Source organism: Streptomyces sp. Rer75, from assembly GCF_013414305.1.
Classification (GTDB): domain Bacteria; phylum Actinomycetota; class Actinomycetes; order Streptomycetales; family Streptomycetaceae; genus Streptomyces; species Streptomyces himastatinicus.
The window spans coordinates 3,410,989-3,436,424 of the sequence record NZ_CP058693.1; the positions used below are offsets into that span (position 1 = coordinate 3,410,989).

The following is a 25,436-nucleotide window of genomic DNA, read 5'->3' on the forward strand; positions in this document are numbered from 1 at the left end:
GGCGCGGGCGGACGGGAACCGCTACGGGAGGATCGGCAGCGGCTGGAACGTCAGCGAGGCCGACGCCGTGGCCGGGCTGAGGCCCGGGCCACCTGCGAAGGTGGCGGTGTAGGTGTTGGCGGTCAGCACCACGGGCGGGACGGTGACATTGGTCAGCGTCGCCGTGCCGGACGCGTTGGTGACCGCGCTGCCCAGGGCGATCGGTCCCAGCACGGTGTTGGCCGTGAAGACGATCGTCTGGCCGGGGACGGGGTTGTTGGCCTGGTCCTTGAGGGTGGCGCTGAGGGTGGGGATGAGGAGCTGGCCGTTGAGCCGCAGCCGGATGACGGCCGGGGTGGCGGTCAGGGTGGTGGTCGTCGAGCCCGCCACGGTCTGGGTGAGCGACGCGGTCGACGAGTTGTAGCAGCTGTCGCCGCTGTAGGTGGCGGTGACCGTGTGGGAGCCGGCGGTGAGCGCGTTGGTGCTCACGGTCGTCTGCCCGGCCGCGTTGAGCGTTCCGACGAGGGTCGGACCGCCGCTGATCACGAACGTGACGGTGCCGGTCGGGGTGCCGGTCGCGGGCGCCACCGGGGCCACGGTGGCGGTGAAGGTCACCGTCTGGCCGGGGGCGGAGGGGTTGGGGGTGGAGGTGATCGTGGTGGTGGTACTGGCCGTGTTCACCGTGGCGGTGCCGGTGGCCGTCGAGCCCGCGACGCCCGTGCTGCCCCCGTAGGTGGCCGTGACCGTGTGCGCTCCCACGCCCAGCGCGCTGGTGGTGACGCAGGCCTGACCGCTGGCGTTGAGCGTTCCGGTCAGGGTCGGGCCGCCGCTGATCACGAACGTGACGGTGCCGGTCGGGGTGCAGGTGCCCGGCGCGACGGTCGTGACCTGGGCGCAGAGCGTCACCGGCTGGCTGCACACGGACGGGTTGGGCGAGATCGTCAGCGCCGTCGTGGAGGCGGCCTGGTTGACGGTGACCGAGCCGCTGCCCGTCGAGGGCGCGACGCCGCCGCCTCCTCCGTAGGTCGCCGTCACCGTGTGGGTGCCGACCGGGATGGCGGTGGTGGAGACACAGGCCTGACCGCTGGCGTTGACCGTGGCCGTGAGGGTCGGGCCGCCCGAGACCACGAAGGTCACCGTGCCGGTCGGGGTGCAGGTGCCGGGCGCCACGGTGGTCACCTGGGCGCACAGCAGGACGGACTCGCCGCAGACCGACGGGGAGGGCGTGACCGAGACCGTGGTGGTGGACGACGCCGGGTTCACCGTCACCGAGGCCGTGCCCGTCGAGCCCCCGACGCCGGAGTCGCCCGCGTAGGTGGCGGTCACGGTCTGCGTGCCCACGGGGATGGCGGTGGTGGTCACGCACGCCTGGCCGGTGGCGTCGAGGGTCGCCGTCAGCGTCGGACCGCCGCTGATCACGAACGTCACGTCGCCGGTCGGGACGCAGGTGCTGGGCGGATCCACCGTCACCTGGGCGCAGATGGTCACCGCCTCGCCGCAGACGGACGGGTTCGGCGTCGCCGAGACGGTCAGCGTGGACGTGCCCGGGTTGACGGTGATCGTCCCGACGCCCGAGGAGGCCGCGACGCCGGTGTCGCCGGAGTAGGTGGCGGTCACGGTGTGGGTGCCGACCGGGACGGCGCTGGTGGTGACGCACGCCTGACCGGTGCCGTCCACCACCCCCGTCAGCGTCGGACCGCCCGAGATCACGAACGTCACCGTGCCGGTCGGGGCGCAGGTGCCGGGCGGCACGGTCGTCACCTGGGCGCAGATGGTCACCGATTCGCCGCAGGCGGAGGGGTCGGGGGCGGTGACGGTGGTGGTCGAGGCCGCCTGATTCACCGTCACGCTCGTGGTGCCCGTGGAGCCAGCGACCCCGGCGTTGCCCGCGTAGGTGGCGGTCACGGTCTGCGTGCCCACGGGGATGGCGGTGGTGGTCACGCACGCCTGGCCGGTGGCGTCGAGGGTCGCCGTGAGCGTCGGACCGCCGGTGATCACGAACGTCACGTCACCGGTCGGGACGCAGGTGCTGGGCGAAGCCACCGTCACCTGGGCGCACAGGGTGACGGCCTCGCCGCAGACGGACGGGTTCGGCGTCGCCGAGACCGTCACCGTCGACGTGGCCTGGTCGACGGTGACCGAGCCGGTGGTCGAGGAGCCCGCGACTCCGGTGTCGCCGGAGTAGGTGACGGTCACCGAGTTGGTGCCACCGGGCAGTTCGTCGCTCGTCACACAGGCCTGGCCGGTCGCGTCGAGCGGCGCGGTGAGCGTCGGGCCGCCGGAAACGGCGAAGGTCACCGTCCCGGTGGGCGTACAGGTCCCCGGCTCGTCCACGGTCACCGTCGCGCACAGCGTCACCGTCTGGCCGCACACCGACGGGTCGGGAGTGGCGGTGAAGGCGGTGGTCGAGGTCGCCTGGTTCACCGTCACCGGGACCAGGGCCGAGTTGGACGCGGCGAACTCGGTGTCCCCGCCGTAGAACGCGACCGCCAGGTGGAGGCCCACATCCAGATCGGCGACCGTGACGGACGCCTGGCCGGTGGCGTCGAGGGGCGCGGTGAGGGCCGGTCCGTCGGCGCTGATGATGAACGTCACCGTGCCGGTCGGGACCCCCGAGGCGGGCGGGACCGCCGCCACGGTCGCCGTCAGGGTCACCGCTTCGCCGCAGACCGCGGGGTTGGGCGAGACCGTCAGGGAGGTGGTCGTCGCCCCTTGGTTGACCTGCTGGATGCTGGTGCCCGTCGACGGGTCCAGGTTGGCGTCGCCGCTGTAGGTGGCCGTCACCGTGTGGGAGCCCACGGCGAGGGAGCTGTCGGTGAAGACGGCCTGTCCACTGGCGTCGACCGGGACGACCACCGGCGCCCCGGCGTCCAGGGTGAAGGTGACCGTGCCGGTCGGGGTGAACGCGCCCGGTGGAACGGAGTCGACCGTCGCGGTGTAGGTGACGGTCTGGCCGGGGACGGAGGGGTTCGGGGTGGAGGTGACCGTGGTGGTCGAGGAAGCCATGGGAGCGGCCCCTTCCCGGGGTGCGGTATGGGGAGGGGTGGACCGCCCTGGTCTCCGCGATCAAGCCCGCGGAGACCGTGTTCTCCCTGCGTGGGGGTGCCCATACGGCCGACCTGCCTACGTCGGGACGACAAGTCGACTGTCCCCCGACAGGGGTATGGGCGGCCCACCGGTCGGTATCTGCAAGTAAGCCGCTGCCTACGCCAGATGGGCCAGACCACAGAGGGTGAATGCATCCGTATGGCGCAGCGCGACCCCGCGCGTCCGTGCGCCTCCCCGCGCGGGCGTGATACGGGGCGCCCCCCCGTACGCCCTACGCCTACGACTCGGCCGCCGCCGTCTCCCGCACCGGCTCCACCAGCACCGTCACGATGCGGTTGCGGCGGCCCGCCGGGGATTCGGCGGTCAGCCGCAGCGCCTTCAGGGCCGGGTCGGTGCCGCCTTCGGGGATGTCGACCTGGGCCGTGGCGCCCGCGATCGGCACCCGGCCCAGCGACTTGGCGAGCAGCCCGCCCACCGTCTCGACGTCCTCGTCCTCCAGGGCCGTGCCGTACAGCTCGCCGAGGTCGCCGAGGCCGAGCCGGGCGGTGACCCGGTGGGTGCCGTCGCCGAGGTCCTCCACGGGCGGCAGTTCGCGGTCGTACTCGTCGGTGATCTCGCCGACGATCTCCTCGAGGATGTCCTCGATGGTGACGATGCCCGCGGTGCCGCCGTACTCGTCGATCACCACGGCCACGTGGTTGCGCGCCTGCTGCATCTCGCGCAGCAGGTCGCCCGCGTTCTTGGTGTCGGGGACGAAGGCGGCGGGCCGCATGGCGGTGGAGACCAGCTCGGACTCGGACTCCCGGTTGATGTGCGTCTTACGGACCAGGTCCTTGAGGTAGACGATCCCGACGATGTCGTCCTCGTTCTCCCCGGTGACCGGAATCCTGGAGAAGCCGGAGCGCAGCGCGAGGGTGAGCGCCTGCCGGATGGTCTTGAAGCGCTCGATGGCGACCAGATCGGTGCGCGGCACCATCACCTCGCGCACCAGGGTGTCGCCCAGCTCGAAGACGGAGTGCACCATGCGCCGCTCGTCGTCCTCGATGAGCGACTCCTGCTCGGCGAGGTCGACCAGCGCGCGCAGCTCGGCCTCGGAGGCGAACGGGCCCTTCCGGAAGCCCTTTCCGGGGGTGAGCGCGTTACCGAGGAGGATCAGCAGCGGCGGGATGGGGCCCATGATCCGGGCCAGCGGGAGCAGCACATAGGCGGCGACGGTCGCGGTGTTGAGCGGATGCTGCGCGCCGATGGTGCGCGGCGAGACGCCGACCGCCACGTACGACACCAGGACCATCACGCCGATCGCGACGGTCAGCGCCTTCCACGTCTCCGGGAACGCGTGCAGACAGCCGTACGTGACGACGGCACCCGCCGCCACCTCGCACGCGACGCGCACCAGCAGCGCCACGTTGAGGTAGCGGGTGGGGTCCTCGGCGACCAGCATCAGCTTGGCGCTGCCCCGCCGCCCGTTCCGCACCGCTTCCTCCGCGCGGAACCGGGTGGTGCGCGCGAGGCCCGCCTCGGCGCAGGCCGCCAGCCAGGCGACCACCACCAGCAGGACGGTCGCCGTGAGGAGCTGCCCGTTCATCGCGTGGTGGGGGCCGGGGAGGGCCCGGTCAGGCCGTACTCGGCCCGCCAGCCGTCGATGATCGCCGCCTGGAGGCCGAACATCTCGGCGCGCTCGTCCGGCTCCTCGTGGTCGTAGCCGAGGAGATGGAGGACGCCGTGGACGGTGAGCAGCTGGAGCTCCTCGTCCATGGAGTGCCCGGTCGGCGCCTCCTCCCCCTGCTTCTTGGCCACGTCGGGGCAGAGCACGATGTCACCGAGGAGGCCCTGCGGGGGCTCGTCGTCCTCCTTGGCGGGCGGCCGCAGCTCGTCCATCGGGAAGGACATGACATCGGTCGGCCCCGGCAGGTCCATCCACTGGATGTGGAGCTGCTCCATGGCGTCGGCGTCGACGACGATCAGCGACAGCTCGGAGAGCGGGTGGATACGCATCCGGGCCAGTGCGTAGCGGGCGACGTCCAGGATCGCGCGCTCGTCGATGTCCGTGCCGGATTCGTTGTTGACGTCGATCGCCATGGGGTGGTTCGTCTTTTCTCGGGTGGTCTCGGGTTTCGGGGTGGTCACAGCCCGTTGCGGCTGTCGTACTGCTCGTACGCGTCGACGATACGGCCGACCAGCTTGTGCCGGACCACGTCCTTACTGGTGAGCAGGGAGAAGTGGACGTCTTCGACGCCCTCCAGGATCTCCCGCACCTGGCGCAGACCGCTCTTGGTCCCGCCCGGGAGGTCGACCTGGGTGACGTCACCCGTGATCACGATCTTCGAGTCGAAGCCGAGCCGGGTGAGGAACATCTTCATCTGCTCGGGGTTCGTGTTCTGCGCCTCGTCGAGGATGATGAACGCGTCGTTGAGCGTCCGGCCGCGCATGTACGCCAGCGGGGCGACCTCGATCGTGCCCGCGGCCATCAGGCGCGGGATGGAGTCGGGGTCGAGCATGTCGTGCAGCGCGTCGTACAGGGGCCGCAGATACGGGTCGATCTTCTCGTAGAGCGTGCCGGGCAGGAAGCCCAGCCGCTCCCCCGCCTCGACCGCCGGCCGGGTCAGGATGATCCGGTTGACCTGCTTGGACTGGAGGGCCTGGACCGCCTTGGCCATGGCCAGGTAGGTCTTGCCGGTACCGGCCGGGCCGATGCCGAAGACGACGGTGTGCTTGTCTATCGCGTCGACATAGCGCTTCTGGTTGAGCGTCTTGGGGCGGATGGTGCGGCCGCGGTTGGAGAGAATGTTCTGAGTGAGCACCTCGGCGGGCGTCTCGGCCGCCTCGCCCTCACCGTTCTCGGCTGCGCGCAGCATGGAGATGGAGCGCTCCACCGCGTCCTCCGTCATCGGTTGACCGGTGCGGAGCACCAGCATCATCTCATCGAACAGACGCTGGACCAGGGCGACTTCCTCAGGGTCCCCGGTCGCGCTGACTTCATTGCCCCGGACATGGATATCGGTCGACGGGAACGCCTTTTCGATCACACGCAGCAGCGAATCCCCGGACCCCAGGACCATGACCATCGGATGCTTGGTCGGGACCGTGAACTGCGCATGCGCCTGCGGTGCTGTGGTTGGTTGCGTCATGGGCTCGGCTCTGTGGCCTGCTCCTACCTCCTGTGACAAGGGTTCTCGCTGCTCGACAACCTTGAGATACCAGGGTACGACGGGCCACCGACAAGACCCGAGCGCTTTTACTCCGTACCCTTCGTCACACCGGGCCGCAGACGCTTCGTGCCTGGTACCGGGCACGGGTGTTCACGCCCGGCGGAAGCCGATCGTGGGGACGGCCCGGCGCAGCAGGCTCGGGCGGGCGGCGGGGGGCAGCAGGCGGTCCAGGAAGGCGTAGCGGCGCAGCGCGCTCGGGGACTGGTCGTCGTAGGAGCGGGCGTGCTGCCACCAGGCACCGATCTCGCACCAGCCGGGCGCGGAGAGCGAACCGCCGAACTCCTGGACGGACAGCGCGGCGGTCAGCCCGGCGAACGCCAGCCGGTCGGCGAGCGGCCAGTCGGCGAGGGTGCCGGTGACGAAGCCCGCGACGAACACGTCCCCGGCGCCCGTCGGATCCAGGGCCTCCACGGCGATCGCGGGCACCTCGGCGGTCTCGCCGGTGCGGCCGTCCACCGCGTACGCCCCCTCCGCACCCAGGGTGACCACGGCGAGCGGCACCCGCTCGGCGAGCGCGCGGGCGGCGACCCGCGGGCAGTCGGTGCGGGTGTAGGACATCGCCTCGGCCGCGTTGGGCAGGAACGCCTCGCAGTGCTCCAGGTCGGCGAGGTCCGCCGGGTCCCAGCGGCCGGTGTCGTCCCAGCCGACGTCCGCGAAGATCCGGCTGCCGCGCCGGGCGGCCTCGGCGACCCACTCCTCCCGGCGGCCGGGGACGAGGGAGGCGATGGCGGCCCGGGCCGGGGGCGGGCAGCTGGGCGCGGGTTCCTCGGGCGGCGGCGCCTCGTGGCCGTGCGAGACCATCGTGCGCTCCCCCTCGTACGCCATGGAGACGGTCACCGGGGAGTGCCAGCCGGGGATGGTGCGGGACAGCGACAGATCGATGCCCTCGCCGCGCTCCAGCGCGTCCCGGCAGTAGTCGCCGTAGTGGTCGTCGCCGAAGGCGGCGGCGAGCGAGGTGCGCAGCCCCAGCCGGGCCAGCGCGGTGGCCATGTTGGCGACGCCGCCGGGGCTGGAACCCATGCCGCGCGCCCAGGACTCGGTGCCGCGGACGGGCGCGGAGTCCAGGCCGGTGAAGATGATGTCGAGGAAGACGGTGCCGGTGAGATAGACGTCACAGCCGGGGTCGCCGGGGCCGCGGACGGCCGCCAGCGGATCGAGCAGGGGGCGGCTCGCCGAGGGCTGGTCACCGTCGTGTGTCGTCACCGTGTGCTCCCAGGTCGGACCGTTCTGTTCTGTTGCTACCGGTTTCGTTGTGTTGTTGGTGCTGCTGGTGCTTCGTTCCGTTTCCGGTGTTTCGTTCCGTTCCGCTGCCGCCGGGGCGGATGCGGCCAGTGTGCCTGATGGCACCCGTCCCGCGGCGGGACGGCGGTCTAGCGCCGCTTCGGCACGGCCACGCTCATCAGGTCCTGGGCGACGGTCAGCTCCCCGTCGAAGCCCGCCGCGCGCGCCTGGCGCTCGAACTCGGCCGGGTCGCCGTACCGCTGCGAGAAGTGCGTCAGCACCAGGTGGCGTACGCCCGCCCCGGCCGCGATCCGGGCCGCCTGCCCGGCCGTCAGATGGCCGTGCTCGGTCGCCAGCGGCTCGTCCTCGTCCAGGAACGTCGACTCGATCACCAGCAGATCGCAGCCCTCCGCCAGCGCGTGCGCGCCCTCGCACAGCCGGGTGTCCATGATGAACGCGAACCGCTGGCCGCGCCGGGCCTCGCTGACCTCCTCCAGCGTGACCGTGCGCCCGTCCCGCTCGATCGCGCCCTCCCGCTGGAGCCGCCCGATCTCGGGCCCGCGCACCCCGTGCGCCGCGAGCCGCTCCGGCAGCATCCGGCGGCCGTCGGGCTCGACGAGGCGGTAGCCGTAGGACTCGACCGGGTGCGAGAGCCGGACCGCCTCCAGGGTGTACGCGGGAGTACGGGCGATCACCTCGCCGTCACCGCTGACCGGCCGCTGGGTCAGCCGGACCGTCTCACGGTAGGCCGTGGCGTACCGCAGCCGGTCGAAGAAGCGCTGCCCACTCGCCGGGTAGTGGGCGGTCACCGGATGGGGAACGCGGTCGAGGTTGATCCGCTGGATGACCCCGGCCAGTCCCAGCGAGTGGTCCCCGTGGAAGTGGGTGACGCAGATCCGGTTGATGTCATGGGCGGCCACCCCAGCGCGCAGCATCTGCCGCTGCGTGCCCTCGCCGGGGTCGAACAGCATGCCCTCGCCGTCCCAGCGCAGCAGATAGCCGTTGTGGTTGCGGTGCCGGGTGGGCACCTGGCTCGCGGTGCCGAGGACGACCAGTTCCCGTGCGGACAACGGAACTACCCGGGGGGCCAGTTGAGGCCGCGGCCGCCGAGGACGTGGGCATGCGTGTGGAAGACGGTCTGCCCGGCGCCCGAGCCCGTGTTGAACACGACCCGGTAGCCCGTGCCGTCGATCTTCTCGTGGGCGGCGACCGCACCCGTCTCGACCAGCACGTCGGCGGCGATCCGCGGCTCGGCGGCCGCCAGGGACACGGCGTCCGGATAGTGCACCTTGGGGATCACCAGGACATGCGTCGGGGCCTGGGGGTTGATGTCGCGGAACGCGACGGTGGTGTCCGTCTCGCGGACGACGGTCGCCGGCACCTCCCCCGAGACAATCTTGCAGAACAGGCAGTCGGCCTGCGGTTCTCCCGCCACCGGTGGCTCCTTACGGATCGTCGGCTGGATCATCGGCACTTCTGGATCATCAACGCCTTCGCACGGGATGCTACCGGGCCTCCCTCAGCGCGGCCCGCTCGAACCAGATGGTGATCAAGGGGGGCACCCAGCCCGCGTGCGTGAGCACTTGGAGGAGCACCCGGTCCGTCCACGGGACGATCACGATCAGCACCGCGCACAGGGTGCACCACACCGCCTCGTACAGCGAGAGCTTCACCCAGAACTCCCGCCGCACCAGCGACCAGACGCCCAGCTTGGCGCCCTGCGGCAGCTTGCGGTACGCGCGCCAGGCGCCCAGGGCCCAGACGACGCCCATCAGGGCGAGCGCGTAGAGCCTCGTGCCGAGGGGCGCGGGCAGCGCGGTCGGATCGTCCCCGGTGGGGAAGACCCTGGCGGTCAGCACGGCGATCAGCAGGCACAGCAGGGCGAGCCAGCGGGTGCCGCGCACCATCCGGAACAGCGTCCCCTCCAGGCCCTTGCGCAGCCCCTCGTTGCCCGGGGCGGCGGCCAGCGCCTGGGCGTAGCCCTGGGCGACCTCCGGAAGCTTGGCGTCCTTCGCGGCCGCCTTACGGGTGGCGAGCTGCTGGAGCGCCCAGGCGTTGGACGGGTCGATGCGCAGCACCTCGCGCACCGCCTGGTCGCACACGTCCTGCCGTCCGGTGACCAGGGCCGCCCGCCACAGGGCGTGGTGGGTCTCGATCTCCTCCGGGCCGAGCCGCACCGCGGTCACCGCCGCCTCGTACATCTGCGACCACTCACGCTGCGCGATCAGCGCCTCGGAGAGCGTCACGTACCCCGCCCAGTGGTCCGGCAGGATGCGGATGGCTTCACGGGCGGCGGCGACCGACTCGTCCGAGCGTCCGAGCCGGCGCAGGGTGTACGAGCGTATCCGGTGCGTGCTGAAGTCCTCCGGGGCGCGGCGCAGCGCCTCCTGGGTCGCGTGCAGCGCGTCCTCGAAGTCTTCGGCGTGGTTGTGGCAGACGGCCAGCCGCGCCCAGGCCCGGACGTCGTCCGGATCACCGGCCAGGCGGCGGGCCAGCAGCTCCTTCGCCTGGTCGAACCGTTCGAGTTCGATCAGCGCGGCCGCCTGGGCGGTCAGCGGATGCTCGGTTCCTGTCTCGCTCATGTACGGTCCCCGTTCGCGGCGTTCACAGCATGCGCTTGCTCTTGAGGTAGGCCAGCAGATCGTCGTACGTGCCGCCCTCGTTGGCGAACTGGGCCACATTGCGCGCGGTGTCGAACCACGGACGGGTCGAGGGCCGCACCTGGCCCAGTGCGGCCAGCAGATCGTCCTGGCCGATCATCCGGGCCTGTCCGGTCCGTACGGAGTCCATCAGGGCGCGCTCGGCCGCCGTCTCGCACAGGTACTTGAGGTCCGCGCCGGAGAAGCCGTCGGTCCGCTTGGCCAGCTTGCGCACGTCGACGCCCGCGATCGGGCGGTCCGCCAGATGGTGGCGGAGGATCGCCTCGCGCGCGGGCTGGTCGGGCGGCAGCACCAGCAGGGTGCGGTCGAGGCGGCCGGGGCGGCGCAGCGCGCCGTCCACGTCCCAGGGGTGGTTGGTGGCGGCGAGCACGAACAGCCCCTCGTTGGCCTCCGCGTCGACCCCGTCCAGCTCGGCGAGCAGCTGGTTGACGGTGGTGCGCAGCCCGCTGTGGCGGAGCTGGCTGCGCTTGGCGCCGAGGGCGTCCAGCTCGTCCAGGAAGAGCACGCAGGGCGCGCTGCGGCGGGCGGTCTGGAACAGCTCGCGCATGTTCCGTTCGGAATTGCCGATCCACATGTCGAGAACGTCGCTGATGCTGACCGACATGAAGTGGGCGCCCAGCTCCCCGGCCACGGCGCGCGCGATGTACGTCTTGCCGCAGCCGGGCGGCCCGTACATCAGCAGCCCGCCGCGCAGGCTCTTGCCGTAGAGCTTGCGCAGCTCGGGGTTGCGCATGGGGGCGAGGAAGGCGGCGTCGAGGCGTTCCTTGACCTCGTCCATGCCGCCGATGTCGGCCAGGCGCACACCGGTGCGCTCCACCTCCCACGCGGAGGTCTCACCGGGGTTGTCGGAGCCGTCGGCGGCCAGCGGCCTGTGCGGCCGCGGACCCTCGTCGGGGTGCTCGGGGTGCTCGGAGTCCCCGGGGTCGTCCGGGGTCTCCACGAAGCGCGGTGGGACGACGTCCGCCAACTCGCCCTCGGCGCGCCGCCAATCGTACGAACCGTCTCCGGACGCGGGCCCGGGAGCGGCAGGGGCCGGAGCGGCGGCAGGGGCCGAGGCGGCAGGCGGGGCCGGGGGCGCCACGGCGCGCGCCATCAGGGCCTGCGCCTCGGCGTTCCCGGGGTCGCGCTGAAGTGCCGCCGCGACCTCGGATATCGCGTCCTGCCCGCGCCCGCCGTCCAGCAACAACCCCGCCAGGTGCAGCCGCAGGGGTACATCGGCCGGGGCGGCGGCGACGGCCGTGCGCAGGCTCTGGATCAGCGGTGACTCGTCCGACATGGCCCACAGCTTATGCGGACGCTATTTCCCGGGTTCGGTGGTCCTCTCGTCCCACGGGTGACGGGTGGTGGCCTCGTCCCAGGGGTGGGTGCGCTCCGCCGTGGGGCTGGTGCGCTCCGCCGTGGGGCTCCCGGTGTCGTCGCCGCCGTCGCATTCGCCGATCACATCGGCCCGGAAGACCTTGTGGCCCTCGACCGTGCCGGTCAGATCGCCGCGCACGCAGTGGTTCTCCCGCACATAGGTGACCTTGCCGCGGATCCCGATGGCCTTGTCGTCCTCGGTCCTGCCCCGGCAGTCCACGGAGGCGTCCGTCGTGCCCGAGTCACCGGCGCGGGAGGCCGAGGCCCCGGCGGTGGGGCCGGTCTTCAGATCCGCGTTGCAGGTCAGCCAGCGCACCCCGATACCGCCCCGCTCCAGGGCGGAGGTGGAGACCTTGTCCGTGGTGATCGAGACGGCGATCGCGGTGACCCCGCCGTCCCTCGGTTCACACCCCGTCACCGCGACGGCCGCGGCGACCGCGGCCACGGCCGCCAGCAGCGGCCTTCCATGCCGTACATGATGGCTTAATACCCCCATAGGGGTCAGATTCCCATGACGCACGGCGAACCGGAAGACCATCGTCGGCCACCTCGCGGCTCCCCGAAGAGGGTCAGCCCCAGCGGCCGGTGCGTCCCAACAGCAGCGCGGCGGCGGCCGTTCCCGCCGTGGAGGTGCGCAGGACGCTCGGGCCCAGCCGGTACGGCCGTGCGCCCGCCGCGGCGAAGGCCGCCAACTCCTCCGGCGAGACGCCCCCTTCGGGCCCCACGACGAGCACGATATGTCCCTCATGGGGCAGTTGAGCCGTCGCCAGGGGGTCGCTGCCCTCCTCGTGGAGCACGGCCGCGAGGTCGGCATCGGCGAGAAGTCGAGCAACCTCCTTGGTCGTCAACGCGTCCCCGACCTCGGGGAAGGTCAGCCGACGGGACTGTTTGCCCGCCTCGCGCGCGGTCGACCGCCACTTGCCGAGCGCCTTCTGCCCGCGCTCGCCCTTCCACTGGGTGATGCAGCGGGCGGCCGTCCACGGGACGATCGCGTCGACGCCCGTCTCGGTCATGGTCTCCACGGCCACCTCGCCGCGGTCGCCCTTGGGCAGCGCCTGGACGACGGTGATCCGCGGGCTCGGCGCCGCCTCGTGGCGTACGCCGTCGACCTCGACCAGCAGCCGGTCCTTCCCCTCGACGGCCGCCACGGTGCCCGATACGCCCGTACCGGCGCCGTCCGTGAGGATCACCGCCTCGCCGACCCGCAGCCGCTTCACCGCCACCGCGTGCCGCCCCTCGGGGCCCTCCAGCGCGATACGGGCCCCGGTGGCCGCTCCCGCGAGGGAGTCGGCCACGAACACCGGGGCGGTCACGACACCACGCCTCGCGAGTCGTGGAACCCGTACGCGGACCCTGTCGCGTTCAGCTCGACGGCCAAGGTCTCCACCAGCCGCGCGGCGGGCAGTTCACGCGCCAGCCGGTGCCCCTGCCCGGCCCACAGCGCCATGGCCTGCGGGTCGCCCTCCTTGGCCGCCGCCTTGCGCAGCCCGGAGGTGAGGTGGTGCAGCTGGGGGTAGGCGGCCGGGGCGTACGGGCCGTGGTCGCGGATGAACCGGTTGACCAGACCGCGGGCCGGGCGGCCGGAGAAGGCCCGGGTCAGCTCGGTCCGGCCGAACAGCGGATCGGTCATGGCCGCCTTGTGCAGGGCGTTCGCCCCCGACTCGGGGCACACCAGGAACGCGGTGCCCAGCTGCCCCGCGGCCGCGCCCGCAGCCAGCACCGCGGCGATCTGCGAGCCGCGCATCAGCCCGCCCGCCGCGATGATCGGGATCTGCACGGTCTCGCGCACCAGCGCGACCAGCGACAGCAGCCCGAGCACGGCGCCGGGGGCGTCGTCGGCCGGGTCGTTGCGGAAGCCGCCCTGGTGGCCACCGGCCTCCACGCCCTGGACGCAGACGGCGTCGGCGCCCGCCCACTGGGCGGTCTCCGCCTCCACCGGCGAGGTCACGGTGACGACGGTCCGGGTGCCCACCCGGGCGAACGCGTCCAGCACGGCGCGGGTGGGACAGCCGAAGGTGAACGAGACCACCGGGACCGGGTCGTTCAGCAGGATCGCCAGCTTGGCGTCGTACGCGTCGTCGGAGCCGGACTCCGGGTCGCCGAGCGCGGTCTGGTAGCGGGATGCCTCGCCCGCGATGCGGTCGGCGTAGACCGCGACGGCGGCCGGGTCGCTGGGCGCCTGCGGCATGAACAGGTTGACGCCGAAGGGGCGGCCGGTCAGCCCGCGCAGCTGCTTGATCTCCTCGTACATCGCCTCCGGCGTCTTGTAACCGGCGGCGAGGAAGCCGAGGCCCCCGGCCTCGATGACAGCGGCGGCGAGCTGCGGGCAGGAGGCCCCGCCCGCCATCGGAGCCTGCACGATCGGGTACCGAGCGAGATCGGTCAGCGCGGAGGACATGGGCACATGGTGCCATGCCCTCCGCGGCGATCCGTCACCGGATCAGCGTCCGCCGAAGGCGCTCACCGGCGGCGCCTACCGTCCGTTGAACGCGTCCTTCAGGCGCGAGAACAGCCCCTGCTGCCCCGGCTTGAACTCCCCGGTCGGGCGCTCCTCGCCGCGCAGCTTGGACAGCCGCCGCAGCAGCTCCTCCTGCTCCGGGTCGAGCTTGGTCGGGGTCGTCACCTCGACGTGGACGATCAGGTCGCCCCGGCCGCCGCCGCGCAGATGGGTGACGCCGCGCTGGTGCAGCGGGACCGACTGGCCGGACTGGGTGCCGGGCCGGATGTCGATCTCCTCCAGGCCGTCCAGCGTCTCCAGCGGCACCTTGGTGCCGAGGGCCGCCGCGGTCATCGGGATCGTCACCGTGCAGTGCATGTCGTCGCCGCGCCGCTGGAAGACGGGGTGCGGGACCTCGTGGATCTCCACGTACAGGTCGCCCGCCGGGCCGCCGCCCGGGCCGACCTCGCCCTCGCCCGCGAGCTGGATGCGGGTGCCGTTGTCCACACCGGCCGGGATCTTCACGGTCAGCGTGCGCCGCGAGCGGATCCGCCCGTCCCCCGCGCACTCCGGGCACGGGGTCGGCACCACGGTGCCGAAGCCCTGGCACTGCGGGCACGGCCGCGAGGTCATGACCTGGCCCAGGAAGGACCGCGTCACCTGCGAGACCTCACCGCGTCCGCGGCACATGTCGCACGTCTGCGCCGAGGTGCCCGGCGCCGCGCCCTCACCGCTACAGGTGGTGCACACCACCGCGGTGTCGACCTGGATGTCCTTGGTGGTGCCGAACGCGGCCTCGTTCAGCTCCACGTCGAGGCGGATCATGGCGTCCTGGCCGCGCCGGGTACGGGACCGCGGTCCGCGCTGCGAGGCGGTGCCGAAGAAGGCGTCCATGATGTCGGAGAAGTTGCCGAAGCCCGCGCCGAAGCCACCGGCGCCGCCGCCCGCGGCCGAACCCGACGGGTCCCCGCCCAGGTCGTAGACCTGCTTCTTCTGCGGATCCGACAACACCTCGTAAGCGGCGTTGATCTCCTTGAACCGCTCCTGGGTCTTCGGATCCGGGTTCACGTCCGGGTGCAGCTCACGTGCGAGCCGGCGGAATGCCTTCTTGATCTCGTCCTGCGAGGCATCGCGCTGCACGCCCAGGACTGCGTAGTAGTCCGTCGCCACTTACGACTCCGCCAGGATCTGTCCGACGTAACGTGCCACTGCGCGTACCGCTCCCATCGTTCCGGGGTAGTCCATGCGGGTCGGTCCGACCACGCCGAGTTTGGCGACGGCTTCGTCGCCCGAACCGTAGCCGACCGCGACGACCGAGGTGGAATTCAGCCCCTCGTGAGCATTCTCATGCCCGATGCGCACGGTCATACCCGAGTCTTTGGCCTCGCCGAGCAGCTTGAGGAGGACGACCTGCTCCTCAAGTGCCTCCAGCACGGGCCGGATCGTCAGGGGGAAATCATGCACGAAACGCGTGAGGTTCGCGGTGCCGCCGATCATCAGCCGCTCTTCGGTCTCCTCGACAAGCGTTTCGAGCAACGTCGCCAGCACGGTCGAGACCGTCCCCCGGTCCTCCTGCTCGAAGGACTCCGGAAGATCCTGCACCAATTGCGGCACATCCGCGAACCGCCGCCCCACGACCCGGCTGTTGAGCCGGGCCCGCAGATCCGCCAGCGAGTCGTCGCTGATCGGAGTCGGGCAGTCCACCATGCGCTGCTCGACCCGCCCGGTGTCGGTGATCAGCACCAGCATCACCCGGGCCACGGCCAGCGGCAGCAGCTCCACGTGCCGCACCGTCGAACGGGTCAGCGACGGGTACTGCACCACCGCGACCTGCCGGGTCAGCTGCGCCAGCAGCCGGACGGTGCGCCCCACCACGTCGTCGAGGTCGACGGCGCTGTCGAGGAAGTTCTGGATGGCGCGCCGCTCCGGAGCGGACAGCGGCTTCACTCCGGCCAGCCTGTCCACGAAGAGCCGGTAGCCCTTGTCCGTGGGGATGCGCCCGGCGCTGGTGTGCGGCTGGGCGATGAAGCCCTCGTCCTCCAGCGCCGCCATGTCGTTGCGCACCGTGGCCGGGGAGACCCCCAGCCGGTGCCGCTCGGTGAGCGCCTTGGAGCCGACCGGCTCCTCGGTGCCCACGTAGTCCTGGACAATGGCACGCAGCACTTCGAGTCTGCGTTCGCTGAGCACCCCGCGCACCTCCAGTCCAGCCGTGTCATCAGGTCGTCCTTCTGGCACTCAATGGTCACGAGTGCCAGAACCCCTCAGCCAGTGTACGGCGGGGTGCGGTGGCCACGGCAAGAGCCGCCCCCCGCCGGCGCCCCGGCCACACGTCACGCTATCGCTGTTGGAGCTAGCGTCTCGGTATGAAGACGTGTTGGGAAGAGGCAGGGTGGGAACAGCTCGCGCCCGATGTCGCCCGCCGACGGCTGCCGGACTGGGACTGCACGGTCGGCGTGGTCGTCGGCGATACGGACGTCCTCGTGGTGGACACCGGCTCGTCGCTGCGCGAGGGCGCGGCGCTGCGGGCCGAGATCACCCGGCTGACCGGCCGCCGGCCGACCCGGATCGCGCTCACCCATCCGCACTTCGACCATGTCCTGGGCACGGCCGCCTTCGCGGGCTGCGAGGTGTACGGGGCCACGGGTCTGGACGCCCTGCTGCGCCGCGACCGGGACGCGCTGCGCGAGGACGCGGTACGGCACGGGGTGGCCCCCGGCGCCGCCGCCGAGGCCGCCGATCACCTCGTACCGCCGCATCACGCGGTCTCCGGGGAGGTCACCCTCGACCTGGGCGGCCGGTCCGTGCTGCTGGCGAACGTGGGCCCCGGGCACACCGCCCATGACCTGGCCGTTCTGGTCCCGGGACGGCCGGAGGTGGTCTTCTGCGGCGATCTGGTCGAGGAGTCGGGCCCGCCCCAGGCCGGACCCGACGCGATCCCCGCCCACTGGCCCGCCGCCCTCGACCGGCTGATCGCCCTCGGCGGCGAGGACGCGCGGTACGTGCCGGGGCACGGGTCGGTCGTGGACGCGGCCTTCGTACGTGACCAACGCGACGAACTGGCCGCCCGCTTCGGCGTGTCCCGTTAACCCGCCGCGCTATCGTCATCCGGATGCGCAGCAGCCGACAGTACGACTCGGATCTGACCCCGCCCTGGAAGCGGCAGCAGCCCGCCCCCGAGGTGCCCGCGGACCCGGACCTCGTGGTCGAGGAGGTCACCACGGGGTTCTGTGGTGCCGTGATCCGCTGCGAGAAGACCGCGCAAGGGCCGACGGTCACCCTGGAGGACCGCTTCGGCAAGCACCGCGTCTTCCCCATGGAGCCGCGCGGCTTCCTCCTGGAGGGCCGCGTCGTCACCCTCGTGCGCCCGCGCGCGACGGCCCCCGGCGCGCCGCAGCGCACGGCCTCCGGGTCGCTCGCCGTCCCCGGCGCCCGGGCACGGGTCGCCCGCGCCGGGCGCATCTACGTGGAGGGCCGCCACGACGCGGAGCTGGTGGAGCGGGTCTGGGGCGACGACCTGCGCATCGAGGGCGTCGTCGTGGAGTACCTGGCGGGCGTCGACGACCTGCCCGCCATCGTGCGCGACTTCTCACCCGGCCCGGACGCCCGGCTCGGCGTGCTGGTGGACCACCTGGTGGCCGGGTCCAAGGAGTCCCGTATCGCCGAGCAGATCACCGACGAGAGCGTCCTGGTCGTCGGGCACCCCTTCATCGACGTGTGGGAGGCCGTGAAGCCGTCCTCGCTCGGCATTCCGGCCTGGCCGACGGTGCCGCGCGGCCAGGACTGGAAGACGGGCGTCTGCCGCGCGCTGGGCTGGCCGGAGAACACGGGCGCGGCGTGGCAGCGGATCCTGACCGCGGTCCACTCCTACAAGGATCTGCGGCCGGAGCTGCTGGGGCGGGTCGAGGAATTGATCGACTTCGTCACGGCGCCCCCGTCCGACCAGTCGACCTAGTCGACCACGTCCCGCACCACCGCGTCGGCCAGCAGGCGGCCCCTGAGGGTGAGCACGGCCCGGCCCTGCCCGTAGGGCTCCGGCTCCAGCAGGCCGTCCTCCAGCGCCCGCGCCGCGGCCGCCGCTCCGGCCGGGCGCAGCAGCTCCAGCGGGCACCCCTCGGACAGCCGCAGCTCCAGCAGGATCCGCTCGACCCGGCGCTCCTCGTCGGACAGCAGCTCCCGCCCGGCGCCCGGTGAGCGGCCCTCGCCGAGCGCCTGGGCGTACGCCCCGGGGTGCTTGACGTTCCACCAGCGCACCCCGCCGACGTGGCTGTGCGCGCCGGGTCCGGCGCCCCACCAGTCGGCGCCGCGCCAGTACAGCTCGTTGTGGCGGCACCGGCCCTGGGGCGAGGTCGCCCAGTTGGAGACCTCGTACCAGGCGAACCCCGCCGCCGACAGCATCTCCTCGGCGATCAGATACCGGTCCGCGTGGGCGTCGTCGTCGGTCATCGGCACCTCGCCGCGCCGGATCCGGCGGGCCAGCTGGGTGCCCTCCTCGACGATCAGCGCGTACGCCGACACATGGTCCGGGCCCGCGCCGAGCGCCGCCTCCAGGGAGGCCCGCCAGTCGTCGTCGCTCTCGCCGGGGGTCCCGTAGATCAGGTCCAGATTCACATGATCGAACCCGGCGGCCCGTGCCTCCGCGACGCAGGCCTCGGGGCGGCCGGGGGTGTGGGTGCGGTCCAGCACCTTCAGGACGTGCTGCCGGGCGCTCTGCATCCCGAACGACACCCGGTTGAACCCGGCCTCCCGCAGCGCCTCCAGATAGCGCGGATCGACCGACTCCGGATTGGCCTCGGTCGTGATCTCGGCCCCGTCCGCCAGCCCGAACTCGTCACGGATGGCCCCGAGCATCCGCCCGAGGTCCGCGGCCGCCAGCAGGGTCGGCGTGCCGCCGCCGACGAACACGGTCTCGACCGGCCGCGGATCGTCCCCCAGTACCTTCCGCGCGAGCCGCACCTCCTCCGCGACCTGCTCGGCGTAATTGTCCCGGGAGGCGAGCGCCCCGCCGGAACCGCGCAGCTCGGCGGCGGTGTACGTGTTGAAGTCGCAGTACCCGCAGCGGGTGGCGCAGTAGGGCACGTGCAGATAGAACCCCAGCGGCCGTCCCGCCGCCCCGGCCAGCGCGCCGGGGGGCAGCGCGCCGTCCTGGGGCATGGGGTCGCCGTCGGGCAGTACGGAAGGCATACGCCCCATTGTCCGCCATCCCGCGGCGCGCCCCGCCCCGCCCGCGGGGCGGGCTTCTACAGCGCCTTGAGCACCAGCATCGCCAGGTCGTCGTCCGGCGGCTCCACGGCGAACTCGTCCACCGCCCGCCGCACCCGCTCCGCGACCTCCCGGGCGCTGAGCCCCGCGCAGCCCGCGAGCACCGACGCGAGGCCGTCCTCGTCGTCGAACTGGCGGCTGCCGGAACGGTGCTCCGTCACCCCGTCCGTCACGCACAGCAGGGTCTCGCCGGGCGCGAGATCGAACGTTTCACTCTCGTACGCGGCCTCCTCCACCACGCCGAGGAGTATCTGCGGCACGGCGACCGTCCGAACCGTTCCATCGGGCTGGAGGACCAGCGGCAGCGGATGGCCCGCGCTGGCCAGCGTGCACCGCACCCCGCCCTCGCTGCCCTGCCCGAGCGGCACCAGCTCCCCGTACAGCAGCGAGAGGAACCGCGCCGGGCCGCCGCCCGGCGGCAGGCCCGCGCCGCCCGGGTCGGCGCCGCCCGCCGCCTCGACCGCCTCGACGGCCTCCCCCACGGTCTCCTCGCCCAGCAGCTGGTTGAGGCGGTCGAGGACCTCCCCCACGTCGTAGCCCTCGCGGGCCAGCAGCCGCAGCCAGGGCCGCACCAGGCCGGTCACCACGGCCGCCTCGGGGCCGTTTCCGCAGACGTCGCCGAGGACGAAGCACCAGCGCCCGTCACCGGCCGGGAAGACGTCGTAGAAGTCGCCCCCGGCCGAGATGTCGCCGGTCGGCTCGTACACGACGGCCGATTCCACGCCGGGGATCCGGGCGATCCCGGACGGCAGCAGCCCCCGCTGGAGCACCCGGCTGATGGTGGCCTGGCGCGTGTAGCGCCGGGCGGAGGCGAGGGCGAGCGCGACGCGGCGCGCGAAGTCCTCGATCAGGCCGACGACTTCGTCCGGCATGCGCACCAGCCCGGCCCGCCCCAGCAGCAGCGTGCCCAGCGCGCGCCCGCCCGCGATCAGGCGGCAGGCGAGCGCCGCGCCCCCGGGCCCGTACGCCGCGGGGTCGGCCGGCCACGGCCAGTCCAGCGCGCCGCCGCGCGCGGTCGCGGGCAGCTGGGGCGGCTCCTTCTCCAGCACCTGTTTGAGCCCCTCCATGCGGCTCTCGCTGGCGTGCCAGACCCGGGCCAGCCGCGGCGGCCCGCCGCCGGTGTCGAGCCAGATCGCGCACCAGTCGGCGAGCCGGGGCACCAGCAGCTGTCCGGCGAGCGAGGTGACCATCTCCTCGTCGAACTGCCCGGCGAGCAGGTCGGACGCCTCGGCGAGGAAGGACAGCGCGCCGTGCCGGGTCCACTCCGGATCGGCGCGGCGGGCGGGCACCCGGCGCGGCGCGGGGGCGACGATCTCCGTACCGCGCGAGGCCCACGGGGGCGCGAGGTCCCCGGCCAGGGGCTCCTCGGGCACCACCGGGTCGGCGGCGGCCCTGACCGACACCTGGAACCACACCGTCTTGCTGAACCGCCGGTACGTCGTCCCCCACGCCTCGGCGATCTCGGCGACGAGCCGCAGCCCGTGGCCTCCGGCGCACTCCGCGCCGTCCGCGTCGACCGGCGGATCGCCGCGCAGCACCCGGCTGGGGTGGTGGTCGGTCACCTCCACGACGAGGGAGGGCGGTTCGCCCTCGTGGCTGGACACATCGAGCGCGCAGCACACTTCGACCGCGGTGCCCGCGTGCACCACGGCGTTGGTGACCAACTCGCTCACCAGCAGGACGGCCTCGTCCGCGACCCGGTCGGTGATCCGGTCGGCGGACGGTACGTCGAGCGCGACCCACTCGGCGAGCGCGGCGCGCACGAACCGGCGTGCCGCGGAGGCCGCGAGCGGGCTGCCGGGCAGGCTCGCGCGGGCCGAGGCGCTGGTACGGACGGGACCGATTCCCCCGACCGGCAGAGCCACCCCGCCTGCGGATGCAGACGGGGTGGAAGATGACGTCCCCACTGTGCGGCTCCTGAGAAGCTCCGTCATATGCGCCGTATCCGGCACGGACAGAGTGACAGACGGACCGCCGTTATATGCACCGAGTCACGCAAGTTAACTGTGTTGAGGGGAAAAATCGTGCGTACGCCGGGCCTGTTCCGGTAAAGAACCCCCGGCCGCATCGGGGGTTCGGCGCGGAGTCGAGCGGTGGGTGACGTCGTGCCGGAAGCGGGGGCCGGCGCCGGGCGGGGACCGGCGCCGACCCCGCCGTCAGGCCTCGCGCGTACCGGCGTACATGTCCTCGATCAGGGCCTTGTACTCGCGTTCCACCACGGGACGCTTCATCTTCAGACTCGGCGTCAGCTCGCCGTGCTCCACGTCCAGATCACGCGGCAGCAGCCGGAACTTCTTGATCGTCTGCCACCGTTGCAGCCCCTCGTTGAGCCGCTGCACATAGCCGTCGATCAACTCCCGCACCGCTGCGGTGTCCACGACTTCGGCGTAGGACTTCCCCGCCAGGCCGTGCTCCTGCGCCCAGCCCATGATGGTCGGTTCATCGAGGGCGATCAGCGCGGTGCAGTAGTTGCGGTCGGAGCCGTGCACCAGGATGTTGGAGACGAACGGGCACACCGCCTTGAACTGGCCCTCGACCTCCGCCGGGGCGACGTACTTCCCGCCCGAGGTCTTGATCAGGTCCTTCTTGCGGTCGGTGATCCGCAGATAGCCGTCGGGCGACAGCTCCCCGATGTCGCCGGTGTGGAACCAGCCGTCGGACTCCAGCACCTGCGCGGTCAGCTCGGGCAGCCCGTGGTAGCCCTGCATGATGCCGGGGCCGCGCAGCAGCACCTCGCCGTCGTCGGCGAACCGCACCTCCAGGCCCGGGAATGCCTTGCCGACCGTACCGGTGCGGTAGTCCGGCGGGTTGAGGAAGCTCGCGGCGCTGGACTCGGTGAGCCCGTACCCCTCCAGGATGTTGATCCCGGCGCCCGCGAAGAAGTAGCCGATCTCGGGGGCCAGCGCGGCCGAACCGGACACGGCGGCGCGCAGCCGCCCGCCGAACGCCTCGCGCAGCTTGGCGTAGACGAGCTTGTCGGCGGCGGCGTGCTGGGCCTTGAGGCCGAACGGCACGGACGCGGTGCCGGTGCGGCGGAAGTTGTCCTGGGAGATCTTGGCGTAGTCGCGGGCGACCCCGGCCGCCCACTGGAAGATCTTGTACTTGGCGCCGCCGCCCTCGCGGGCCTTCTGCGCCACCCCGTTGTAGACCTTCTCGAAGATCCGCGGCACGCCGCACATATAGGTCGGCCGGACCACCGGCAGATTCTCGATGATCTTGTCGACCCGGCCGTCCACCGCGGTCGTATGTCCGACGTAGATCTGCCCCGCCGTCAGCACCTTGCCGAAGACATGCGCGAGAGGCAGCCACAGGTACTGCATGTCGTCCGGGTAGAGCAGCCCCTCCTGGGTACCGATGGCGATCGCCATGTAGGACCAGGAGTCATGCGCCAGCCGTACGCCCTTGGGGCGGCCGGTGGTGCCGGAGGTGTAGATGAGCGTCGCCAGCTGATCGGCGCGCAGCGCGTCCGTACGCTCCCGTACCGCGTCGGGGTGCTCGTCCAGGTGCGCCGCACCGCGCTTCTCCAGCTCGGCGAGGGAGAGCACCCAGCCCTCCGGGTCGTCCCCGGCGGGCGTCGCGTCCTCGGCCTCGATCACCACCACATGGGCGAGGTCGGGCAGCTCGTCGCGCTTCTCGCGGACCTTGGCCAGCTGGGCGCCGTCCTCGGCGATCAGGACCCGGCTGCCGGAGTCGGCGAGGATGAAGGCGGTCTCCTCGGCGTTGGTGCTCGGGTAGACCGTGGTGGTCGCCGCGCCCGCGCACAGCACGCCGAGGTCGCCGAGGATCCATTCGACGCGGGTCGAGGAGGCGAGCGCCACCCGCTCCTCGGGGCGGACGCCGAGGGTGATCAGCCCGGCGGCGATGGCGAAGACGCGATCCGCGCTTTCGCGCCAGGTCAGCGGCCGCCACTCGTCGGGACCCCGGCCGGAGGCGGGCGGCACGGGATAGCGGTACGCCTCCTTGTCCGGCGTCGCCTCGACGCGCTGGAGGAAGTGCGTCGCCAGGGACGGCGGCCGGTTCTCGAGCAGATTCTGGGTGTCGGTCACGGCATCCTCCGGGTCCCGCCTCAGTGCTTGGTGACTCGCGAGTAACCTTCGCGTGGCGATCAGAGTAAGGGCCGAAACCGTACTGCGTAAGGGGTTCCGGGCCATGTAGTTCAAATAGGGAGGTGCGTTCAAATAGGGAGGTGCGTTCAAACGATGAGGAACCGCGGGGGTTCCCTCATGCATCGAGCGTCACACGACAACGGGCCCGGCGCTCACTGCGCACCGGGCCCGTTCGCCTACGACTACTTCTTCCCCTTGGCGTCGCCGCCGCCTCCGTCATCGGAGGACAGCACCGCGATGAAGGCCTCCTGCGGCACCTCCACGCTGCCGACCATCTTCATCCGCTTCTTGCCTTCCTTCTGCTTCTCCAGCAGCTTCCGCTTACGGGAGATGTCACCGCCGTAGCACTTGGCGAGGACATCCTTGCGGATGGCCCGGACGGTCTCCCGGGCGATGACCCGGGAGCCGATGGCGGCCTGGATCGGCACCTCGAAGCTCTGCCGCGGGATCAGCTCGCGCAGCTTGGCGACCAGCCGCACGCCGTACGCGTACGCCTTGTCCTTGTGGGTGATCGCGGAGAACGCGTCGACCTTGTCGCCGTGCAGCAGGATGTCGACCTTGACCAGGTCGGAGGCCTGCTCGCCGGTGGGCTCGTAGTCCAGCGAGGCATAACCGCGGGTCTTGGACTTCAGCTGGTCGAAGAAGTCGAAGACGACCTCGGCGAGCGGAAGCGTGTAGCGGATCTCGACCCGGTCCTCGGAGAGGTAGTCCATGCCGAGCAGCACGCCGCGGCGGTTCTGGCACAGCTCCATGATCGCGCCGATGAACTCGCTGGGGGCGAGGATCGTGGCCCGGACGACCGGCTCGTGCACCTTGTCGACCTTGCCCGCGGGGAACTCGCTGGGGTTGGTCACCGTGTGCACGGCGCCGTCCTCCATGTCCACCCGGTAGATCACGTTGGGCGCGGTGGCGATCAGGTCGAGGTTGAACTCGCGCTCCAGGCGCTCACGGATGACCTCCAGGTGCAGCAGCCCGAGGAAGCCGACCCGGAAGCCGAAGCCGAGGGCGGCGGAGGTCTCCGGCTCGTAGACCAGCGCGGCGTCGTTGAGCTGGAGCTTGTCCAGGGCCTCGCGCAGCACCGGATAGTCCGAGCCGTCCAGCGGATACAGCCCCGAGAACACCATCGGCTTGGGGTCCTTGTAGCCGCCCAGCGGCTCCTCGGCGCCCTTGGTGAACTGGGTGATCGTGTCGCCGACCTTGGACTGGCGGACGTCCTTCACACCGGTGATCAGATAGCCCACCTCGCCGACGGACAGCCCGTCGGAGGCGGTCATCTCGGGTGAGTTCGTGCCGATCTCCAGCAGCTCGTGGGCGGCGCCGGTGGACATCATCCTGATGCGCTCACGCTTGTTGAGCGTGCCGTCGACGACCTTCACGTACGTCACGACACCGCGGTACGCGTCATAGACGGAGTCGAAGATCATCGCGCGGGCGGGCGAGTCCTTGACCCCCACCGGCGGCGGGACCAGCCGCACCACGGTGTCCAGCAGCTCGTCCACGCCCTCGCCGGTCTTGGCGGAGACCTTGAGCACGTCGGAGACGTCGCAGCCGATCAGATGCGCCAGCTCGGCGGCGTACTTCTCGGGCTGGGCGGCCGGGAGGTCGATCTTGTTGAGGACCGGGATGATCGTGAGGTCGTGTTCCATCGCCAGATAGAGGTTGGCGAGGGTCTGGGCCTCGATGCCCTGGGCCGCGTCGACCAGCAGGATGCAGCCCTCACAGGCCGCCAGCGAACGCGAGACCTCATAGGTGAAGTCCACGTGGCCAGGGGTGTCGATCATGTTGAGGACATGAGTGACCGGCTTCGGGCTCGCCTGGTCCTCGGTGAGCGCCCAGGGCAGCCGGACCGCCTGGGACTTGATCGTGATGCCGCGCTCGCGCTCGATGTCCATGCGGTCGAGGTACTGCGCGCGCATCTGTCGCTGCTCGACCACGCCGGTCAGCTGAAGCATGCGGTCGGCAAGCGTCGACTTGCCGTGGTCGATGTGCGCGATGATGCAGAAGTTACGGATCAGAGCCGGGTCGGTACGGCTCGGCTCCGGCACATTGGTAGGGGTCGCGGGCACGCAGCGTCCTGTGTCTAGGCGGGACTCGGTGTTCTCAGTTCCCCCATGGTCCCATGAACGGCAACCGCTTCCGGGTTTGGGAGGCCACCAGCGCT

At 71.9% G+C, this 25,436-nt stretch carries 20 protein-coding genes; 2 read left to right on the top strand and 18 right to left on the bottom strand.

Annotated elements, in window-relative coordinates:
• Positions 1-21 precede the first annotated feature (21 nt).
• From HYQ63_RS14585 to hrcA, 14 genes are all read right to left on the bottom strand, one after another.
• Positions 22-2,985 (bottom strand): Ig-like domain-containing protein, encoded by a 2,964-nt coding sequence (locus tag HYQ63_RS14585; protein ID WP_179934220.1) that lies wholly within the window; start codon positions 2,983-2,985, stop codon positions 22-24.
• Positions 2,986-3,304: 319 nt separating this feature from the next.
• Positions 3,305-4,612 (bottom strand): hemolysin family protein, encoded by a 1,308-nt coding sequence (locus HYQ63_RS14590; protein WP_179934221.1) that lies wholly within the window; start codon positions 4,610-4,612, stop codon positions 3,305-3,307.
• Positions 4,609-5,106 (bottom strand): rRNA maturation RNase YbeY, encoded by a 498-nt coding sequence (gene ybeY, locus HYQ63_RS14595; protein WP_179934222.1) that lies wholly within the window; start codon positions 5,104-5,106, stop codon positions 4,609-4,611. Before ybeY ends, HYQ63_RS14590 begins: the two co-directional genes overlap by 4 nt.
• Before the next feature lie 44 nt (positions 5,107-5,150).
• Positions 5,151-6,155 (bottom strand): PhoH family protein, encoded by a 1,005-nt coding sequence (locus HYQ63_RS14600; RefSeq protein WP_179934223.1) that lies wholly within the window; start codon positions 6,153-6,155, stop codon positions 5,151-5,153.
• A gap of 171 nt (positions 6,156-6,326) precedes the next feature.
• Positions 6,327-7,439 carry a carbohydrate kinase family protein gene (locus HYQ63_RS14605; RefSeq protein ID WP_179934224.1) on the bottom strand — a complete coding sequence of 371 codons (1,113 nt, stop codon included), beginning with the start codon at positions 7,437-7,439 and terminating at the stop codon, positions 6,327-6,329.
• Between the two features lie 167 nt (positions 7,440-7,606).
• On the bottom strand, positions 7,607-8,527 hold the full coding sequence (locus tag HYQ63_RS14610; RefSeq protein ID WP_179934225.1) for a ribonuclease Z: 921 nt from the start codon (positions 8,525-8,527) through the stop codon (positions 7,607-7,609).
• A gap of 5 nt (positions 8,528-8,532) precedes the next feature.
• Positions 8,533-8,892 carry a histidine triad nucleotide-binding protein gene (locus tag HYQ63_RS14615; RefSeq protein ID WP_009717987.1) on the bottom strand — a complete coding sequence of 120 codons (360 nt, stop codon included), beginning with the start codon at positions 8,890-8,892 and terminating at the stop codon, positions 8,533-8,535.
• 70 nt (positions 8,893-8,962) lie between these two features.
• Positions 8,963-10,039: a tetratricopeptide repeat protein gene (locus tag HYQ63_RS14620; protein WP_257231851.1), complete on the bottom strand. Its 1,077-nt coding sequence runs from the start codon at positions 10,037-10,039 to the stop codon at positions 8,963-8,965.
• A 22-nt stretch (positions 10,040-10,061) separates the two neighbouring features.
• Positions 10,062-11,393 carry a 26S protease regulatory subunit gene (locus HYQ63_RS14625; protein WP_179934227.1) on the bottom strand — a complete coding sequence of 444 codons (1,332 nt, stop codon included), beginning with the start codon at positions 11,391-11,393 and terminating at the stop codon, positions 10,062-10,064.
• A gap of 21 nt (positions 11,394-11,414) precedes the next feature.
• Positions 11,415-11,918 carry a hypothetical protein gene (locus tag HYQ63_RS14630; RefSeq protein ID WP_257231852.1) on the bottom strand — a complete coding sequence of 168 codons (504 nt, stop codon included), beginning with the start codon at positions 11,916-11,918 and terminating at the stop codon, positions 11,415-11,417.
• Positions 11,919-12,042: 124 nt separating this feature from the next.
• Positions 12,043-12,786, bottom strand: a complete 744-nt coding sequence (locus HYQ63_RS14635; RefSeq protein ID WP_179934229.1) for a 16S rRNA (uracil(1498)-N(3))-methyltransferase — start codon at positions 12,784-12,786, stop codon at positions 12,043-12,045.
• Positions 12,783-13,871, bottom strand: coding sequence for a nitronate monooxygenase (locus HYQ63_RS14640; RefSeq protein ID WP_179934230.1), 1,089 nt, complete (start codon positions 13,869-13,871; stop codon positions 12,783-12,785). The genes HYQ63_RS14635 and HYQ63_RS14640 overlap by 4 nt, the downstream gene beginning before the upstream one ends.
• Before the next feature lie 75 nt (positions 13,872-13,946).
• Complete coding sequence (gene dnaJ, locus HYQ63_RS14645) at positions 13,947-15,080, bottom strand: molecular chaperone DnaJ (RefSeq protein ID WP_123106629.1); 1,134 nt, start codon at positions 15,078-15,080, stop codon at positions 13,947-13,949.
• A complete protein-coding gene (gene hrcA / locus HYQ63_RS14650; protein WP_179934231.1) occupies positions 15,081-16,097 on the bottom strand; it encodes a heat-inducible transcriptional repressor HrcA in 1,017 nt (338 codons plus the stop codon).
• Positions 16,098-16,273: 176 nt separating this feature from the next.
• Between hrcA and HYQ63_RS14655 the strand changes: the two genes are divergently transcribed.
• Both HYQ63_RS14655 and HYQ63_RS14660 read left to right on the top strand, forming a co-directional pair.
• Positions 16,274-16,996, top strand: a complete 723-nt coding sequence (locus HYQ63_RS14655) for an MBL fold metallo-hydrolase (protein WP_179934232.1) — start codon at positions 16,274-16,276, stop codon at positions 16,994-16,996.
• A gap of 23 nt (positions 16,997-17,019) precedes the next feature.
• Positions 17,020-17,862 (top strand): DUF3097 domain-containing protein, encoded by an 843-nt coding sequence (locus HYQ63_RS14660; protein ID WP_179934233.1) that lies wholly within the window; start codon positions 17,020-17,022, stop codon positions 17,860-17,862.
• Here the strand turns inward: HYQ63_RS14660 and hemW are convergent.
• The 4 genes from hemW to lepA all read right to left on the bottom strand — a co-directional run bounded on the left by hemW (position 17,859) and on the right by lepA (position 25,341).
• Positions 17,859-19,091 carry a radical SAM family heme chaperone HemW gene (gene hemW / locus HYQ63_RS14665; RefSeq protein ID WP_179934234.1) on the bottom strand — a complete coding sequence of 411 codons (1,233 nt, stop codon included), beginning with the start codon at positions 19,089-19,091 and terminating at the stop codon, positions 17,859-17,861. The genes HYQ63_RS14660 and hemW overlap by 4 nt on opposite strands.
• A 56-nt stretch (positions 19,092-19,147) precedes the next feature.
• Positions 19,148-21,103, bottom strand: coding sequence for a SpoIIE family protein phosphatase (locus HYQ63_RS14670; protein ID WP_257231853.1), 1,956 nt, complete (start codon positions 21,101-21,103; stop codon positions 19,148-19,150).
• Between the two features lie 222 nt (positions 21,104-21,325).
• The gene (locus HYQ63_RS14675) at positions 21,326-23,215 is read right to left on the bottom strand and encodes a long-chain fatty acid--CoA ligase (RefSeq protein ID WP_179934236.1); all 1,890 of its coding nucleotides are present in this window, start codon (positions 23,213-23,215) and stop codon (positions 21,326-21,328) included.
• 242 nt (positions 23,216-23,457) lie between these two features.
• Positions 23,458-25,341 (bottom strand): translation elongation factor 4, encoded by a 1,884-nt coding sequence (gene lepA, locus HYQ63_RS14680; protein ID WP_179934237.1) that lies wholly within the window; start codon positions 25,339-25,341, stop codon positions 23,458-23,460.
• Positions 25,342-25,436: the final 95 nt, after the last annotated feature.

Excerpts from the sequence above, each read along its gene's own strand:
- HYQ63_RS14655 (WP_179934232.1), top strand. The coding sequence starts at position 16,274 with ATGAAGACGTGTTGGGAAGAGGCAGGGTGGGAACAGCTCGCGCCCGAT.
- HYQ63_RS14625 (WP_179934227.1), bottom strand. The coding sequence starts at position 11,393 with ATGTCGGACGAGTCACCGCTGATCCAGAGCCTGCGCACGGCCGTCGCC.
- HYQ63_RS14585 (WP_179934220.1), bottom strand. The coding sequence starts at position 2,985 with ATGGCTTCCTCGACCACCACGGTCACCTCCACCCCGAACCCCTCCGTC.
- HYQ63_RS14660 (WP_179934233.1), top strand. The coding sequence starts at position 17,020 with ATGCGCAGCAGCCGACAGTACGACTCGGATCTGACCCCGCCCTGGAAG.
- HYQ63_RS14600 (WP_179934223.1), bottom strand. The coding sequence starts at position 6,155 with ATGACGCAACCAACCACAGCACCGCAGGCGCATGCGCAGTTCACGGTC.
- hemW (WP_179934234.1), bottom strand. The coding sequence starts at position 19,091 with ATGCCTTCCGTACTGCCCGACGGCGACCCCATGCCCCAGGACGGCGCG.
- ybeY (WP_179934222.1), bottom strand. The coding sequence starts at position 5,106 with ATGGCGATCGACGTCAACAACGAATCCGGCACGGACATCGACGAGCGC.
- HYQ63_RS14620 (WP_257231851.1), bottom strand. The coding sequence starts at position 10,039 with ATGAGCGAGACAGGAACCGAGCATCCGCTGACCGCCCAGGCGGCCGCG.
- HYQ63_RS14640 (WP_179934230.1), bottom strand. The coding sequence starts at position 13,871 with ATGTCCTCCGCGCTGACCGATCTCGCTCGGTACCCGATCGTGCAGGCT.
- HYQ63_RS14590 (WP_179934221.1), bottom strand. The coding sequence starts at position 4,612 with ATGAACGGGCAGCTCCTCACGGCGACCGTCCTGCTGGTGGTGGTCGCC.
- HYQ63_RS14670 (WP_257231853.1), bottom strand. The coding sequence starts at position 21,103 with ATGACGGAGCTTCTCAGGAGCCGCACAGTGGGGACGTCATCTTCCACC.